Source organism: Mesorhizobium sp. M0189 (assembly GCF_040322135.1).
Classification (GTDB): domain Bacteria; phylum Pseudomonadota; class Alphaproteobacteria; order Rhizobiales; family Rhizobiaceae; genus Mesorhizobium.
This window is the reverse complement of record NZ_JAMYSW010000009.1, coordinates 122,081-137,028: the sequence shown is the minus strand read 5'-3', so window position 1 is coordinate 137,028 and position 14,948 is coordinate 122,081. Positions and strand designations below refer to the sequence as shown.

Sequence of the window (14,948 nt, the reverse complement as noted above, 5' to 3'; positions counted from 1 at the left end):
GCGGTCAACCCGGCATGAAGCCGGTGCGTAGCGCGTGAGCCCATTCCGGCCGTCCCGCCTGATCGGCCTGACGCGCTGCCGCCTCATGGTCGTAATCGACGGCGATGGCCTCGAAGCGATCGGGATGCAGGTCGACGATGCCATAGCGGGCGTGCGGCGAGCCTTGTTGGGAGACATGCGCCGGCGGCGTGTCGTCGTGATAGGCCGGGCAGCCGATGCTGCCTGGATTGAAAATGACCGGACCGCCGGGAATGCGGACCAGCTCGCTGCGGTGGCTGTGACCGCAAAGCATGATGCGGCAGGCGGGATCGATCGCGCCGAGTCGCCGTTCGATGGCGGCCAGTGGGGCGCGCACCAGCCGGCCGTCGACTATCGCGTCAGCCAGGTATTTTTCATCGTGGTCGGGCCGGGCATGGAAGGCGAGCACGCCAGGCGCCACCTCCAGCGTGACGGGCAGCGCGAACAGCGCCTCGCGCTGGGCTGCCGCCAGCCGTTCATGCGCGTAGCGGTCGGAAGGCCACATGGTCTCGTCGGCGGTGTCGTAGGCAACGCGGCGGTCGTGGTTGCCGCGCACCGTCGGCAGGTCGAGCGCCTCGAGCCGCTCCATGGTCTCGCGCGGCCAGAGCGGGCCGGAAACGCAATCGCCGAGATTGACAATGAGGTCGGCGCCGCCGCGTCGCCGCAGATCGTCGAGCACGGCGTCGAGCGCCAGGACATTGCCGTGGATGTCGGCGAGGACGGCAATGCGCATGGCAGGCTCCGTTAATGGCTGGAGAGCAGGTGAAGCTATTTTGCTCGTCGTCGCGAAGCGGGCGAGAGCGAAACCCAGTTTCGGGGTCGCTCTAGGCGCGGACCTCGATCTCGTGGCCGCCGACCGCCCGCAACGATGCGTCGTCGCCGGCCGCGGCAATGACGCTGTCGAGCAGACCCGGGAAGCGGCGGTCGAGATCGTCACGGCGCAGCGTGATCAGCCGGCTGGTGCCAACCGCCTCGGTGCGGGTAACGCCGGCCTCACGCAGCTTGGCCAAATGGTAGCTCAGATTGGTCTTCGAGCAGAGGTCGAGGAACCGGCTGCAATTCAGCGGCACGCCCTCCTTGCTCGCGAGATAGCGCACGATGGCCAGTCGCGTCGGGTCGCCGAGCACGGCAAGCACGTTCGGCAGGCTGATCTGGTCGGCGGTGGGATGGGGCAAGGTCATGACCAGGAATTAAGCACATTCGGGGCCGATTTCAACGCATCTGATCCTTCGCGGTTCTGGTAGTATTCGGGCCTGTCCTGACACAGGGCTGTCAGTAGGGTTCGATTAGTCTGCACAAGCTCATTGACATCATGCCCTGTTATGTCCAATTGTTCAATAACCTTTGAACTAAGGAAATTGCCATGGATAAGCGCCTCATCTGGCTTGCGCTCGGATCGTTCACGATTTCGACCGAAGGTTTCGTCATCTCCAGCCTTTTGCCCGACATTGCAAAGGATGCGGCCATCTCCGTTCCGCTCGCCGGCACGCTGATCACGGCGTTTGCGCTCGCCTATGCGATCGGCACGCCGATCCTGGCAACGCTGACTGGCGAATGGGACCGGCGCCGCGTCATCCTGTGGACGCTGGTGTTCTTCGTGTTGGGCAACGTCGCCGCGGCGCTGAGTTCCTCCTTCGAATTGCTGTTGATCGCGCGCATCGTCATGGCGCTGTCGTCAGGCCTGTTCGCGGCGACCGCGCAGGGAACGGCCGTTGCGCTTGTCGACGATCATCACCGCGCCCGCGCCATTGCCGTGGTCGTCGGCGGCACCACGGTTGCGGTGGCGGTCGGCGCGCCGCTTGGCGCGCTTGTTGCGACGGTTGCCGGCTGGCGCGGCACCTTCTTTGCCATTGCCGGCCTTGGCGCGCTCGCCGGCGCGATCCTGTGGTACCGGCTGCCGCGCGGCATCGTCGGCACCAGGCTGCCGCTCCGGATGCGATTGGCAGCGGCACTTCGCCCCGGCGTCATGCCCATCCTGGTGACGACGATCCTGGCACTGATCGGCGCCTTCACTGTCTTTGCCTTTGTCGCGCCGCTCGCCATCGAAGGCGGCGGCCTGAGCCCGATCGCGCTACCTGGAATGCTGCTCGCCTTCGGCGTCGGCGCGGTCATCGGCAATATCGGCGGTGGGCAGGCCGCCGACCGTTTCGGCGCGACGCGCACCGTCTGCTGGTCGCTGGCGCTGAGTGCTGCCATGCTGGTCACGTTTTCGCTGATCCCGACATTCCTGCCGCGCGAGATCGCCGGGCCGGCACTGATGGCCATGATGGTGCCGTGGGGTATCGTCGGCTGGGCGTTCCCACCGGCGCAGGCCAGCCGCATCATCAAGCTGGCGCCCGATGCCGCGCCCATCGTGCTGTCGCTGAACGCTTCGGCGCTCTATCTCGGCGTCGCACTGGGGGCCGTGGTCGGCGCCGCGGTGCTGCGCTATGGCGCACCGGCCGACCTCGGCGTGGTCGCGGCGGCATTCCCGATCATTGGTTTGGGCGTGATGCTGGCGGGACACCTGGCCGCACGTCCGGTGGCGATGCCGGCCGAATAAGGCTTGTTAGCAAAGCTTGGCTGCCGGCCGCCGATAATTCAACTCGCGGCCGGCGCTGCGTCAAAATCCAACGCGGCGATTTCGTCCAGCGCCGCTCGCAGGCTTGCCGCCTGCTCTTTTCCAAACATCTCCTCGAAGCGCTGCTGGGCGACTTGCCACAGCTTCAGAGCTTCTTCGAGCTTGGTCCAGCCCTGCGGTGTCAGCCTGACGCGCCTGATGCGGCGGTCGGCAGGGTCGGCGAAGGCCTCGACATAACCGTCCCGGATCAGCGGCTTCAGCGTATGACCGAGGGCCGACAGGTCCATGACGAGGGCTGCGGCAATGGCACCCATGGTCGGTTCATTGCCGACGTGGATTTGATAGAGCAGGCCCTGCTGCGTGGCCTTAATGCCGGAGGGCGCGAGCACATCGTCATAGAACTGGCCGAGTTTCCGCGTTGCGCGGCGTAGCATGGCGTTGTTGCAAAACACCAGGCCGGGCAGGGTGGTTTGGGACATTGGCGGATTTCCGATGAGGGGACCGGAAGGGACCCTCGATGCAAACCAGAAATAGTCCTTGCTCCGCGGATTGACAAGATGGTGGCATATGCCTACGTATCGATAGTGGCATATGCCATTAATCGATCTGCCAGTCGAAGCAAGGGTGTTGCGCTGCGGCACCGGCATTTGGGATCGAACCAGAAGGAACAAGACAATGAGCAATCAGGACAAAGGCACGGCGGTCGTCACCGGCGCCTCTTCCGGCATCGGGGCGGTCTATGCCGACCGGCTCGCCGGCCAAGGGTATGATCTGGTGCTGGTGGCGCGGCGCGCCGACCGGCTGGAGGAATTGGCGGAGAGGCTCCGCTACGCGTATGGCATCAAGGTCAGCGTCATCAGCGCCGACCTGGCCGACGACGCCGATCTGCGACGGGTCGAACAGGCGATATCAACCGACGACAGCGTGACGCTGCTGGTCAACAATGCCGGCCTTGGCGGCGCGCAGGTGGTGGCAACGGCCGACGCCGATGTCGCCGAGCGCATGATCAAAGTCAATGTGGTGGCGCTGACCCGGCTGACGCGCGCGGTGCTGCAGGGACTATTGGCGCGCAACCGCGGCGCCATCGTCAACATCGCCTCGGTGCTGGCCTTCGACACCTCGTTCGGCGGCATCTATAGCGGCACCAAGGCCTATGTCGTCAACTTCACCGAGGCCCTGCAGCGGGAAGTCGCCGACAGCAGTGTAGCCGTACAGGTCGTGCTGCCGGGGGCCACGCGGACCGAGTTCTGGGAAGTCGCCGGAAGCGATATTGCCAATGTGCCCCAAGAGATTGTCATGACTGCGGACGATCTGGTCGATGCCGCGCTTGCCGGCCTGGCCAAGGGTGAAGCGTTCACGGCACCGGGTCTTGCCGACGTTGCCGGGGTGGATGCCTTTCTTGGCGTCCGACAAGGCTTCTTCGGTAGCCTGCTGGCCGGCAAGCCGGCGGCACGCTACGCTGCCTGAAATAACTGGTCTTACGCTGTCCGCCACATCGGAATGATCGAGGCGGCCAGCAGCAAGCCAAGCACGGCGTTGAGGATGCGCCACTGCCGCTCGGTTCGCAGCAACCGGGCGAGCAGCGTGCCCGCCACGCACCACGCCGCCAGCGATAGCGCCGCGGCAAGGCCGAAGACCGTGCCGAGCAGCAAGGCGAGCTGCAGTGGCCCGCTGGCGAGCGCGGCAAAAGATGCCGCCGCTCCCAGCCCCATGGCCCAGCCCTTTGGGTTCATCCATTGCAGGCCGGCGCCGCCCAAAAAGCTGTTCGGCTTTGCCATGGTCACGTTCAGATTGGGCGGGCCGCTGCGGCCGATCTTGAGGGCAAGCCATACCAGATAGAGGGTGCCGGCTATTTTCATTGCCAGTTGCAAAGAAGGGGCGGCGGCCAGCAGACCGGCGAGCCCGGCAGCACCTGCCGCAGCCACCGTGGCCAGGCCGGCCGCACTTCCGGCCATCAGCGGTATAGAGCGGCGAAAGCCGAACTGCGCGCCGGACGCCGTCGACAAGGTCGTGGCCATGCCGGGCGTTGAGGTTGAGACCAGCGCGAACAGCACGAGGGGAAGGACGGTTTCAAGCATGCTGCTTCCTTTGAAGCCTGCACGGTAGGTCTTTTGGTTCATCAGTAAATGCAATGTTTGCGATGGTCGCTATTAAGAAGCATAATAGTCAGATGGCTCGCAATCTCGATACCGCCTTGATCCGAACCTTCGTCACCGTTGCCGATAAGGCCAGCATGACGGCAGCAGCGAATGCGCTGCATTTGACGCAAGGTGCCGTCAGCCAGCAGATCAAGCGTTTGGAAGAGGTTCTCGGCTGCAGGCTGTTCGAGCGCGACCGGCGTGGATTGCGGTTGACCCGATCCGGCGAGCGATTATTCGGCAAGGGCAAGCGCCTGCTTTCCCTCAATGACGAGATCCTGGCGGAGATGGCGGGCGATGCGGTTGCCGGTCAGGTGCGGCTTGGCGTGCCGTATGACCTTGTCGGCACCTTGCTTGCGCCGGTGCTCAAGGCCTATGCCGAGGCGTATCCGCAGGTCGAGATTTCGCTGATCTGTGCTTCGTCGCCGGAGTTGGCTGCGGCCTTGGCGGCCGGCACGATAGAGCTCGCGGTGATCGAGGAGCCGATCGGTCGGTCGGCCGGCGAATGCCTTGTTGTCGACCGGCTGGTTTGGGTCGGCGCCAAAGGCGGCGGGGCTCGCAGCAAGCGCCCCTTGCCGGTTTCGATGGTGGCCGAGACCTGTGCGTTCCGCCCGGTGGTGCTGGAGGCGCTTAACGAGCACGGGCTGGAATGGCGCACCGTATTCGAAAACGGCAGCATCGACGCGACGACAGCGACGGTGCGTTCGGACTTGGCCGTCACCACCTGGTTGGCATCGACCGTGCCTGCCGACCTTGATATTTTGGCCAACGATCCGGAACTGCCGTCATTGCCGAATTTTTCGATCAATCTGCATTTGCCGAAGCACGGCCTTGCGCCGGCTGCACTGGCGTTCGCAGGCCACCTCCGCGATGGGTTGGCACGGCGACGGGAGGCGGCTTAGAAAACAGCAAAAAGGACGGCCAGTGTTCAGCCGTCCTTGATCGCCTCGGCAGCCTCTATTTCCAGTTCTTGCGCCGCTCGATCTCGGCTTCGGACGGCTGCTCCGTGGCAAAGGACCCGGTCTTGATCTCGCCGGAGCGTTCATAGCTCGCCATGATGACACCGGTGGTCGATGCCTGCGAGCGGGTCAGCTTGAAGGCGGCAGGTATTGTGCCGCTGCCGAACAGTTTTTTGCCCTTGCCCAGCACCAGCGGGAAAATCAGCAGGCTGATCTCGTCGATCAGGTCATTGGCGAGCAAGGTCTGGATCAGCTCGCTCGATCCCTGAATGAGCAGGTCCGGGCCGTCCTCCTGCTTCATCCGGCGCAATGTCGCCACGACGTCGCTGCCGAGCGGCTGGCTGTTTTGCCAGGACAGCGTATCTGGCCTGTGCGTCGCCACATATTTGGTGACGGCGTTGAAGCTGTCGGCGATCGGGTCATTCTTCTGATAAGGCCAGTGGGCGGCGAAGATGTCGTAGGTTTTGCGGCCGAGAAGCAGCGCGAACGGTTTTGAAAACGTCTCGCCCATGGCGGCGCCCATCACATCGTCCCAGTAGTGGAACGTCCAGCCGCCGAACTTGAAGCCGCCGACCGGGTCCTCGTGCGGGCCGCCGGGCGCTTGCATGACGCCGTCGAGGCTGACGAATGTTGCGGCGATGATCTTCCTCATTGGAGCTCCCTTTCCCTGATCCGTGCCGTCATGGCCGGACTTCGAGCCAAGGACGGGCGAACGGACATTTGTCCGACAGCGGCCGGCAAATTTCCAGGGCTGGAAGGGCGGATGACTGCCGACCTTAGTTGCGTCAGTTTGGAGCAGACGCTCAGCCCAGACCGACGACCGTATCGTAGAGCAGCTTGAAGTTGAGCACCAGGATGAGGGCGGCAACCACCCACGCCAGCACGGCGACGGCGCGGGAAATGGCGAAATTGCCCATTTTGCGCTTGTCCGAGACGAACTGCACCAGCGGGACGACCGCGAAGGGAAGCTGCATCGACAGGATCACCTGGCTGAAGACCAGCAACTGGCCGGTGCCCTTCTCGCCATAGAGGGCGGTGACGACCACCACCGGGATGATGGCGATGCCGCGCGTCAGCAGGCGGCGCGCCCATTGCGGGATGCGCAGCCGCAAGAAGCCTTCCATCACGATCTGGCCGGCCAGCGTCGCCGTCACCGTCGAGTTCAGGCCGGAGGCAAGCAGCGCCACGGCAAACAGAATGGAAGCAATGCCGAGGCCGAGTAGCGGCGACAGCAGCTCGAAGGCCTGGCCGATCTCGGCGACGTCATGATGACCAGTGCCGTGGAACGCCACCGCCGACACGATCAGGATGGAAGCATTGACGAACAGCGCCAGTATCAGCGCGATGGTCGAGTCGGTCGTCGCCCATTTGATGGCGTCGCGCTTGCCGCGATCGGTGCGCTCGTAGGCGCGGGTCTGCACGATCGAGGAGTGCAAATAGAGATTGTGCGGCATCACCGTGGCGCCGATGATGCCGATGGCAATGTAAAGCATCGCCGGATTGGTGACGATCTCGGACGACGGCACGAACATGGCGTGCAGGATGGAGCCGACCGGCGGCGCGGCGGCAAAGATCTGAATGGCGAAGCAGCCGAAGATGATAATCAAAAGCGCTATGATGAAGGCCTCGAGGAAACGGAAGCCCTTGTTCATCAGCAACAACAGCAGGAAGGCATCGAGCGCGGTGATGATGGCGCCGCCGATCAGCGGAATCCCGAACAGCAGTTGCAAGGCGATCGCCGTGCCAATGACCTCGGCCAGGTCGCACGCTATGATGGCCAGTTCGCAAGCGACCCACAGCATGAAATTGACCGGCCGCGGGTAATAGGCGCGGCACGCCTGCGCAAGGTCACGGCCGGTGGCGATGCCGAGCCGGGCGGCGAGCGCCTGCAGCAGGATCGCCATCAGGTTCGACAACATGATAATGAATAGCAGCGTGTAACCGAACTGGGCACCGCCGGCGAGGTCGGTCGCCCAATTGCCCGGATCCATGTAGCCGACCGAAACCATGTAGCCCGGCCCCACGAAGGCGAACAGCCGGCGAAGCCAGATCCCCGAGTGCGGCACCGCGATCGTTGCGTTGACTTCGCGAAGGCTGGGCTGCTCGTCGTCTTCCGGGCGGGCAAATCGCCACATGGATCGGGGGGCTGAGGTGGCTTCGGCTTCCGACATGAAATGGCTTTCCACTGGAACGATCGATGTTGTCTCCTTATCTATGCCACGGCTGAACATTATGCAATATGCTATATTTCATTGTTCATGCTTTTTCGTGTGCCCACTTGACGGTGCGACCGGAACGGCAGTGAACGCCGGTTGCGCCGGCCACCGAATGGAAATAAACGGCCAGAACCAATAGGGTTCCGTGTTATGACTGCAATGCCGATTCAAACTGCCGGGAGGAGCGCGTATTGGCGCTGAAGAAAAGACCGGTTCCTCGCGAAAAGCCGCTGCCTGACGCAGAAATCCACTCGGAAGGGTTCCGGCAGACGCGTGAAGCGCGCCGCAGCGCGCTGGTCGAGGATTATGTCGAGCTCATCGCCGACCTGATCGAGGACGGCAACGAGGCGCGCCAGGTCGACATCGCGGCACGGCTCGGCGTCGCCCAGCCGACGGTGGCGAAAATGCTGACGCGGCTGTGCGCAGACGGGCTGGTCTCCCGGAAACCCTATCGCGGCGTGTTCCTGACCGATGCCGGGCGGAAGGTTGCGGAAGAGAGCCGCATTCGCCACCAGACGGTCGAGGCTTTCCTGCGCTCGCTCGGCGTCAGCGCCGAGACGGCGCGCATCGACGCCGAAGGCATCGAGCACCATGTCAGCGCCGAGACGCTCGAAGCCTTTCGCAAGGCAATAATCGCCGCCCGCTGATTGATCGAAGCGATATGCAGTGCGACTGACCTGCTCACTCGTTCGTATCCTGCACCCAGTTGCGCGGGTGACCATCGACGCGAAACTGGAAGATGAAATAGGGTGGGATGCAAGTGCCCTTGCCGGGCTTTGCTTCCGGCAGATCGTCAAAACCGGCGGTGCAGATATAGTCCTCGCGGCAGGGATGGGCCTTGTCGCAAGCACGCAGGCCAGCGGTCTTGGTGAATTCCCTGGTGCAGAATTCGTGGTCCTTGCCGGAGCCTATGCAGTCGTTGAAGCCGGTCTTGGCGAGGCGGCCGCAGCTTGCCTCGTCGGGCAGCTTTTCGCAGGTCGCCTTGCGCAGCATGCCGCCGGGAAAGCCGCCAGTCTTCTGCTCGGGATTATCGTAACGCTGGCGCGCCGCGCCATAGCCGGCGAGCTTTATCGGCGGTTTTCTGTCCCTGGCCGGGTCGATGGCGCAGGCCTTCGCGGTTGCCGGTGACAGACGGCAATATTGGTCGTTGCCCCATTTCGACATCCTGATCTCGCCGAACTCCACCGGATCGCCGACTGCGGTGCCGGCCTCGCTGACGCAGGTACCAAAGCCCGGATGGATGGCGCTCTCGTGGACCCCGGCGCAACGCAGGCCTTCGTCGCAGGTCCAGTCCACGAAACTTGGGTCGGCGCCGCGATAGCAGATCGAGCCCCATCCATTGTAGAGATCGGTGCCTTTCAGCGCTTCGGCGTATTTTGCCTCCGGACGGCCGGCAAAGCCGCGGCTGAAATCCGGGTGTCTGCCAGCGGCGAACGACTCGACAATGGCGCGGCGGCGCGGCAGGTCGGCAAAAAACACAGCCGAGCCCGGCACGAACACCGCGTTGCGGCGCGGTTCGCTGGCCGGGTCGGCGCCGGTGTAATGGAACCCGGCGATGCCGTGCGTCTGGTGACAGCCGGTGCAGGTCATCTCGTTGAGGCGCAGATTGAAGCCGGCCACCGATTTGACGGTGCGAAGCGTATTGCCCTTTGCGACATAGTCCTGAGCGCTTTGTCGATAGCATCGTCGTCGAGCAGCCCAAAAGCCAAATTGTTTTGCGACCGGCTCATACCGCCGGGTGCCACCGAAACCGCGGTGGTCGCGAGGAATTTTTCGTCGATCACCAGGCGGCCACGGTCGAGATCATAGATGTTGCGATCGGTGAGCAGCCATCTTTCGAAGGTTTGCCTGTCGGCCAGCACCAGCTTGCGGTCGATCTGGTTCTCCATTTCGCTTCCTGGAAAATGGCTTTGGCCGGGTCCCACTTGAATATCTTCAACAGATACTCAGCGTGGCCGCCGAAATCGCGCCGGCTCGAAGCCGATAGGCGCACGACCTGCATGTTGAGCTCGAGCCGCATGATCTGCGAAGAATTCAACATCGCGCTGGAAAGCGGGCCTTCTTCCGAGCGCAGCCAGGCCGCCAGTTGATCCGGCTCCAGATTCTTCTGCCCGGCGACAAGCCAGCGCTTCGCCACGTCCGCGCAGGAACCGTTAGCCGAGCGCGGACGGTCCTTCGAGGCGCGAATCTGTGCCGAAGCCGGTATGGCGTTGAAGACCAGGCTCAGGGTCAGCGGCAGGCGCGACGAGATGCGTTGCCCAGGCTTCTCCTCGACCGAATAGTGGAAGCGGTAGATCAGCCTGATCTCGCCGCATTCGGTGTGGCCGAGATAGCCGCGATCCATGCGATTGACGATGCCGGTCAGGTCCAGCGTCGAACCGTCGTCGTCGATGTATTTCGGATTGAACTTCTGGGTGATGTCTTTCGAGTTTGCCAGAGCGGTTACATAGGAGTCGGGGCTGTTCCTTGGTTCGTCTACGATCTGCTGTTTGACGGCGTTGCGGACCGGGCTCAGCGCGCGCACCGAAAACAGCCCGCGATTGTCGACGTCGCGTGTCAGTCCGAGCGCTGGCCCAAGCAGACGGCTGATCGATAGCCCGCCGCGCTCGAGCGCCTGCAAGGTCTCGGGATCGGTGATTGCGACACTGGAATCGAGAGTGACGGCGCTGGCCGGCACGGGGCCTAGGCAAGACAATGCCGCAAACAGCAACAGAACCCGCCCGATCATCCGCAAGCGCCCCCTCGCTTCCACAGCCACGGTGGATGCTACAGACCTTGCGACGTCTAAGCCAGAGCAGACCCGCGTCAGCCGGCATTGCTTATTAGCGCGAAAAATACTGTGACTTGGCGTAACCATTGGGATAATTGTTTGCTGGGTTGGAACCGGCCAGGACATCGGCGGGTTGATTGCAAACATGCATCACGGGGGTTGCCATGCTCTGGAAGGGCCGTCGTCAGAGTGACAATGTCGAGGACGAGCGCGGCCAGAGCGGCGGGCTTGGCGGCGGGCCGGGGCAGTTTCGCATCCCGATCGGAGGTCGCGCCGGCGGCGGCGGCATGTCGGGCATCATCATCGTAGGATTGATTTTCCTGGCAGGGTGGTATTTCGGCTTCGACCCGAGTCAGATCCTCGATAACAGCGGCTTGCAGCCCGGCGGCGGCGGCCAGATCACCGACAATAGCGGCGAGCAAGGCGGCGGTACCGGTGCGCCGGCCTCCGACGAGATGAAGCAGTTCGTGTCGACCGTGCTGGCCGAGACCGAGGATACCTGGACTGGTATTTTCCAGTCCGAGGGCCTGACCTATCAAGATCCAAAACTGGTCCTGTTCAGCGGCCAGATTCGCTCCGCCTGCGGTTCGGCCTCGTCAGCGGCCGGACCATTCTACTGTCCCAACGATCGCAAGGTCTATCTCGATACCACCTTCTTCCAGCAACTCGATCAGCAGTTCGGTGCCTCGGGCGATTTCGCACAGGCCTATGTTATTGCGCATGAGGTCGGCCATCACGTGCAGAACCTCGTCGGCATCCTGCCCAAATTCAACCAGATGCGGCAGAATATGAGCGAGGCCGACGCCAACCACATGTCGGTGCAGGTCGAGCTGCAGGCCGACTGCTTTGCCGGCATCTGGGCACATTTCACCGGCCAGAAGGGCATTTTGGAACAGGGCGACATGGCGGAGGCATTGAACGCCGCAAAGCAGATCGGCGACGACACGCTGCAGAAGAAGATGCAGGGCTACGTCGTGCCGGAAAGCTTCAACCACGGCACGTCGCAGCAGCGGCAGGCCTGGCTGGCGCGAGGCTTCCAGAACGGCAAGCTTTCGGACTGCGACACGTTCAACAATCCGATCTGAGCCGACGGTTTTCTCGCGAATCCGAGAGACTGGATAGCAGTCAGGGGATGTCAGGATGAAAACACCCTGCCCGTTCCCTCATTGTTCCCAGCGATGTGTTCGCCTATAAGGTGCGTTCGCCTTCGCCCCGGGCGGCCCGAGGAGATACCATCATGATAGACCCCAAAACCGCCAGGCGGGGCCTTGCGCTTGTTTTCACCACCCTGCTGCTCGACATCATCGGCTTCGGCATCATCATGCCGGTGCTGCCGGCCTATCTCAGAGAATTGACCGGCGTCGGCATCAGTGAGGCGGCTATCGAGGGCGGCTGGCTGTTCTTCGCCTATGCGGCGATGCAGTTCATTTTCGCACCAGTGATGGGCGGGTTGAGCGACCGGTTCGGACGACGGCCGATTCTGCTCGCCTCCGTGCTGACGTTTTCCATCGACAATCTGATCTGTGCCATCGCCTGGTCCTATCCGATGCTGTTCATCGGGCGTGTGCTGGCCGGCATTTCCGGCGCCAGCTATTCCACGACATCGGCATTCATCGCCGATATCTCGACCGACGAGAACCGTGCGAAGAATTTCGGCCTGCTTGGCATCGCTTTCGGCGTCGGCTTCGTCATCGGGCCGGTTCTGGGCGGGTTGCTCGGCACGTTCGGGCCGCGCGTGCCATTCTATTTCGCTGCCGGGCTTGCCTTCGTAAACTTTTTGATCGCGCTGTTTCTGTTGCCGGAAACGCTTGATAGCAAGCATCGTCGCCGCTTCGAGTGGAAACGCGCGAACCCGGTCGGCACGCTCGTCCAGATGCGCAACTACGAAGGCATCGGCTGGATCGGGCTTGTCTTCTTTCTGATGACGCTGGGGCACATGATGTATCCTGCGGTCTGGTCGTTCGTCTCCAGTTATCGCTATGGCTGGAGCGAACAACAGATCGGCTTCTCGCTCGGTGCCTTCGGCCTGTGCGGGGCTATCGTCATGGCGACGGTCCTGCCGCGCGTGATCCCCAAGCTCGGTGAGTGGAAGACGGCGGTAATCGGTCTGGCATTTACGGCACTCAGCGCCTTCGGCTACGCATTCGCGTCGCAAGGCTGGATGATCTATGCAGTGATCGTCGTCGGCTGCCTCGAGGCGTTGGCCGATCCGCCGCTCAGGAGCCTTGCCGCCGCCAAGGTGCCGCCTTCGGCACAAGGCGAACTCCAGGGCGCGATGACGTCGATCTTCTCGATCACCTCGATCATCACGCCGCTGCTTTATACGGCGATCTTTTCCTGGTTCACGGGGCCGAACGCGCCCGTGACCTTCGGCGGCGCACCCTACCTGCTCGGCGCGATTTTCCTGACGCTGGCGCTCATCGTCTTCGTCACGAAAGTAGCCAAGCCGGCGGCGCTCAGAAACGTCACGTCCGGCGTTGCTGAAGACGGAGCACAGATATGAGCCATGACGGCCGCATCGCCCTGACCAAGGACGGGCTGTGGAGACAGATCCGGCCAACGAAATGCCCGTCACACTGGTTCTTCGGGAGCCTTCTTCTCTTTGCGCGACTTAAACAGACCGGTTGACCGGTTTTAATGGCTTCATTGAAAAAAAATAGGAATGAGGGCAACAACGCAACTCCGGTAATCGCGCAGTCCGCCTCGAGGCATTCGCGCCGCATTTTGTAACTCTGACCATTCGAACTCCCGCCCTAGTTTACGTCAGAAGCAACAAACGCGGGGCCTGGATCGAAGACGAGAGGAGAGCAACATGTTGAACCGGATACTTCATCGCGCGGCGCTCATGGCTGTGGCTGTCTGCGCGGTGCTCGTTGTAGTGGCGGCTCATGCGGCGCCTGCTGGACGGGCAGGTCAGGTGCCGCCCGGGTTCACCTCGGCCAAAGCCGCGGTGAACGGCAGCAGCATGCACTACCTGCGTGGCGGGCACGGACCAGCCCTTATCCTGGTGCATGGATTTCCGGAAGATTGGAACGAATACCAGGCCGTCATGCCGAGACTGGCGCAACGCTTCACCGTCGTTGCCGTCGACCTGCCGGGCATAGGCCGCTCGGAGCCTGCCAGGGGCGGCTATGAAGCCGCCAATCTTGCGGCGCAGATCCATGGGCTTGCCGACGCTCTGCATCTGGAAAAACCCTATGTGGTGGGTCACGACCTCGGCGGCATCGTCACCTATGCCTATGTCAGGCGCTTTCCCGACACGCTGCGCGGTGCGATGATCCTCGATGTTCCGATGCCCGGCATCGACGGCTGGGACAAGGCGATGTCGGGCACGTGGCATATCGGTTTCATCCAGGCGCCCGGCGGCCTCGCCGAAAAGGTGGTTCCCGGTCGGCAGGCCGCCGTGCTTGGCTGGTTCCTCGACTTCGGCAAGTTCACCAGGCAGGAACGCAAATACTATTTTCGCATCTATCGAGCGCCTCAACTGCATGCCGCGTTCGAGATCTACCGCGCCTTCCCCAGCGATGCCGAATGGAACGCCGCCCAGACGGCGCCGAGCACCGTTCCGCTCGTCATCGCCTTCGGCCAGAAGTCCCCCTTTGTTGCGCTGCTGCCGACCTTCCTCGCCGGCTACCGCGCCAAGGGCATGAGCCATGTCGAGCGCGCCGAGATCCCCGATGCGAGCCACTATGTGCTGGCCGACAATCCTGATGCGGTTGCCGAGCTGATTGAGAAGCGCGCCGGCGCCGGTGCGCCATGACCGGGATCAGCTAAAACCAAGGGAGAAGAAGCCGCAAACCAGTGTAGCATCACCTAGTGCTCAATCCATTCGGTTGGAATGTCGAGCGCCTTGACCAGCATTGCACCTGTCTGCGCCGATGGTTTGCGGCGATTGGACCCCAGGTCCGACAGAAAACCCTGGCTGACGCCGATCATGGCCGCCAAATCGGATTGCGTCAGCCGCCGCCGGTTGCGCAGCGCCTTGAGCCGGCTGGAGCCCGCAAGATGTCCATGGTCACGTCCGCGGGCAGTGCCTTTTCCGCTCGGAGATCGGCCTTACGCTCGTCGTAGATCGCCGCATCGGCAGCGTCTTCCAGAGCTTCTTCGGCGGCACGCAAAAGGATCTCGTAGTCCCCTTGGGATAGCGACCAGCTCCTCACCGGTTGGGGTCTTGATGATTTGCGGGGCGTTCATGGTGTTCTGTCCTACTATGGCCGACGGGTAGGTTGTCGTTTCGCGTTTGCCGACATAGACCGCAAGGATCGTGGCGCGGTCTTCGTCAAACAT

At 62.9% G+C, this 14,948-nt stretch carries 17 protein-coding genes; 7 read left to right on the top strand and 10 right to left on the bottom strand.

Features of this window, described 5'->3' with window-relative positions:
* Positions 1 to 4: 4 nt before the first annotated feature.
* Positions 5 to 751, bottom strand: a complete 747-nt coding sequence (locus tag NKJ09_RS18350) for a metallophosphoesterase family protein (protein ID WP_352494931.1) — start codon at positions 749 to 751, stop codon at positions 5 to 7.
* Positions 752 to 842: 91 nt separating this feature from the next.
* The gene (locus tag NKJ09_RS18345) at positions 843 to 1,199 is read right to left on the bottom strand and encodes an ArsR/SmtB family transcription factor (protein WP_352763233.1); all 357 of its coding nucleotides are present in this window, start codon (positions 1,197 to 1,199) and stop codon (positions 843 to 845) included.
* Positions 1,200 to 1,381: 182 nt separating this feature from the next.
* On the opposite strand from NKJ09_RS18345, the gene NKJ09_RS18340 reads away from it, so the two are divergent.
* Entirely contained in the window at positions 1,382 to 2,560 is a 1,179-nt protein-coding gene (locus NKJ09_RS18340; protein WP_023719359.1) for an MFS transporter, read from the top strand.
* A 38-nt stretch (positions 2,561 to 2,598) separates the two neighbouring features.
* On the opposite strand, the gene NKJ09_RS18335 is transcribed toward NKJ09_RS18340, so the two are convergent.
* Entirely contained in the window at positions 2,599 to 3,057 is a 459-nt protein-coding gene (locus NKJ09_RS18335; protein WP_352516007.1) for a MarR family winged helix-turn-helix transcriptional regulator, read from the bottom strand.
* A gap of 196 nt (positions 3,058 to 3,253) precedes the next feature.
* On the opposite strand from NKJ09_RS18335, the gene NKJ09_RS18330 reads away from it, so the two are divergent.
* A complete protein-coding gene (locus tag NKJ09_RS18330; RefSeq protein ID WP_352494933.1) occupies positions 3,254 to 4,045 on the top strand; it encodes an SDR family NAD(P)-dependent oxidoreductase in 792 nt (263 codons plus the stop codon).
* Between the two features lie 11 nt (positions 4,046 to 4,056).
* On the opposite strand, the gene NKJ09_RS18325 is transcribed toward NKJ09_RS18330, so the two are convergent.
* Positions 4,057 to 4,656 carry a LysE family translocator gene (locus NKJ09_RS18325; RefSeq protein WP_352494934.1) on the bottom strand — a complete coding sequence of 200 codons (600 nt, stop codon included), beginning with the start codon at positions 4,654 to 4,656 and terminating at the stop codon, positions 4,057 to 4,059.
* A gap of 92 nt (positions 4,657 to 4,748) precedes the next feature.
* Between NKJ09_RS18325 and NKJ09_RS18320 the strand changes: the two genes are divergently transcribed.
* Positions 4,749 to 5,618 carry a LysR family transcriptional regulator gene (locus tag NKJ09_RS18320; RefSeq protein WP_023719355.1) on the top strand — a complete coding sequence of 290 codons (870 nt, stop codon included), beginning with the start codon at positions 4,749 to 4,751 and terminating at the stop codon, positions 5,616 to 5,618.
* Positions 5,619 to 5,673: 55 nt separating this feature from the next.
* Here the strand turns inward: NKJ09_RS18320 and NKJ09_RS18315 are convergent, their stop codons facing one another.
* Entirely contained in the window at positions 5,674 to 6,327 is a 654-nt protein-coding gene (locus NKJ09_RS18315) for a dihydrofolate reductase family protein (protein WP_352494935.1), read from the bottom strand.
* Between the two features lie 151 nt (positions 6,328 to 6,478).
* Entirely contained in the window at positions 6,479 to 7,846 is a 1,368-nt protein-coding gene (locus NKJ09_RS18310) for an Nramp family divalent metal transporter (RefSeq protein ID WP_352483177.1), read from the bottom strand.
* Positions 7,847 to 8,082: 236 nt separating this feature from the next.
* Between NKJ09_RS18310 and mntR the strand changes: the two genes are divergently transcribed.
* Positions 8,083 to 8,538 (top strand): manganese-binding transcriptional regulator MntR, encoded by a 456-nt coding sequence (mntR, locus tag NKJ09_RS18305; protein WP_023678308.1) that lies wholly within the window; start codon positions 8,083 to 8,085, stop codon positions 8,536 to 8,538.
* A 34-nt stretch (positions 8,539 to 8,572) separates the two neighbouring features.
* Here mntR and NKJ09_RS18300 read toward each other — a convergent pair whose 3' ends face one another.
* Together NKJ09_RS18300 and NKJ09_RS18295 are read right to left on the bottom strand one after the other, a co-directional pair.
* Positions 8,573 to 9,511 carry a hypothetical protein gene (locus NKJ09_RS18300; protein WP_352763227.1) on the bottom strand — a complete coding sequence of 313 codons (939 nt, stop codon included), beginning with the start codon at positions 9,509 to 9,511 and terminating at the stop codon, positions 8,573 to 8,575.
* 160 nt (positions 9,512 to 9,671) lie between these two features.
* On the bottom strand, positions 9,672 to 10,619 hold the full coding sequence (locus NKJ09_RS18295) for a hypothetical protein (RefSeq protein ID WP_352516005.1): 948 nt from the start codon (positions 10,617 to 10,619) through the stop codon (positions 9,672 to 9,674).
* Between the two features lie 206 nt (positions 10,620 to 10,825).
* On the opposite strand from NKJ09_RS18295, the gene ypfJ reads away from it, so the two are divergent.
* The 3 genes from ypfJ to NKJ09_RS18280 all read left to right on the top strand — a co-directional run bounded on the left by ypfJ (position 10,826) and on the right by NKJ09_RS18280 (position 14,421).
* Positions 10,826 to 11,746 (top strand): KPN_02809 family neutral zinc metallopeptidase, encoded by a 921-nt coding sequence (gene ypfJ, locus NKJ09_RS18290; protein WP_023719351.1) that lies wholly within the window; start codon positions 10,826 to 10,828, stop codon positions 11,744 to 11,746.
* Positions 11,747 to 11,898: 152 nt separating this feature from the next.
* The gene (locus tag NKJ09_RS18285; protein WP_023719350.1) at positions 11,899 to 13,164 is read left to right on the top strand and encodes a TCR/Tet family MFS transporter; all 1,266 of its coding nucleotides are present in this window, start codon (positions 11,899 to 11,901) and stop codon (positions 13,162 to 13,164) included.
* 309 nt (positions 13,165 to 13,473) lie between these two features.
* Positions 13,474 to 14,421 (top strand): alpha/beta fold hydrolase, encoded by a 948-nt coding sequence (locus NKJ09_RS18280; RefSeq protein WP_352763224.1) that lies wholly within the window; start codon positions 13,474 to 13,476, stop codon positions 14,419 to 14,421.
* A 53-nt stretch (positions 14,422 to 14,474) separates the two neighbouring features.
* On the opposite strand, the gene NKJ09_RS18275 is transcribed toward NKJ09_RS18280, so the two are convergent.
* Both NKJ09_RS18275 and NKJ09_RS18270 read right to left on the bottom strand, forming a co-directional pair.
* Positions 14,475 to 14,597 carry a helix-turn-helix domain-containing protein gene (locus NKJ09_RS18275; RefSeq protein WP_352483216.1) on the bottom strand — a complete coding sequence of 41 codons (123 nt, stop codon included), beginning with the start codon at positions 14,595 to 14,597 and terminating at the stop codon, positions 14,475 to 14,477.
* A gap of 20 nt (positions 14,598 to 14,617) precedes the next feature.
* On the bottom strand, positions 14,618 to 14,779 hold the full coding sequence (locus NKJ09_RS18270; protein WP_023719348.1) for a hypothetical protein: 162 nt from the start codon (positions 14,777 to 14,779) through the stop codon (positions 14,618 to 14,620).
* Between the last annotated feature and the right edge of the window lie 169 nt (positions 14,780 to 14,948).

Coding starts and splice junctions, on each gene's coding strand:
- NKJ09_RS18350 (WP_352494931.1), bottom strand. CDS start 751: ATGCGCATTGCCGTCCTCGCCGACATCCACGGCAATGTCCTGGCGCTC.
- NKJ09_RS18345 (WP_352763233.1), bottom strand. CDS start 1,199: ATGACCTTGCCCCATCCCACCGCCGACCAGATCAGCCTGCCGAACGTG.
- NKJ09_RS18340 (WP_023719359.1), top strand. CDS start 1,382: ATGGATAAGCGCCTCATCTGGCTTGCGCTCGGATCGTTCACGATTTCG.
- NKJ09_RS18335 (WP_352516007.1), bottom strand. CDS start 3,057: ATGTCCCAAACCACCCTGCCCGGCCTGGTGTTTTGCAACAACGCCATG.
- NKJ09_RS18330 (WP_352494933.1), top strand. CDS start 3,254: ATGAGCAATCAGGACAAAGGCACGGCGGTCGTCACCGGCGCCTCTTCC.
- NKJ09_RS18325 (WP_352494934.1), bottom strand. CDS start 4,656: ATGCTTGAAACCGTCCTTCCCCTCGTGCTGTTCGCGCTGGTCTCAACC.
- NKJ09_RS18320 (WP_023719355.1), top strand. CDS start 4,749: ATGGCTCGCAATCTCGATACCGCCTTGATCCGAACCTTCGTCACCGTT.
- NKJ09_RS18315 (WP_352494935.1), bottom strand. CDS start 6,327: ATGAGGAAGATCATCGCCGCAACATTCGTCAGCCTCGACGGCGTCATG.
- NKJ09_RS18310 (WP_352483177.1), bottom strand. CDS start 7,846: ATGTCGGAAGCCGAAGCCACCTCAGCCCCCCGATCCATGTGGCGATTT.
- NKJ09_RS18295 (WP_352516005.1), bottom strand. CDS start 10,619: ATGATCGGGCGGGTTCTGTTGCTGTTTGCGGCATTGTCTTGCCTAGGC.
- ypfJ (WP_023719351.1), top strand. CDS start 10,826: ATGCTCTGGAAGGGCCGTCGTCAGAGTGACAATGTCGAGGACGAGCGC.
- NKJ09_RS18285 (WP_023719350.1), top strand. CDS start 11,899: ATGATAGACCCCAAAACCGCCAGGCGGGGCCTTGCGCTTGTTTTCACC.
- NKJ09_RS18280 (WP_352763224.1), top strand. CDS start 13,474: ATGTTGAACCGGATACTTCATCGCGCGGCGCTCATGGCTGTGGCTGTC.
- NKJ09_RS18275 (WP_352483216.1), bottom strand. CDS start 14,597: ATGATCGGCGTCAGCCAGGGTTTTCTGTCGGACCTGGGGTCCAATCGC.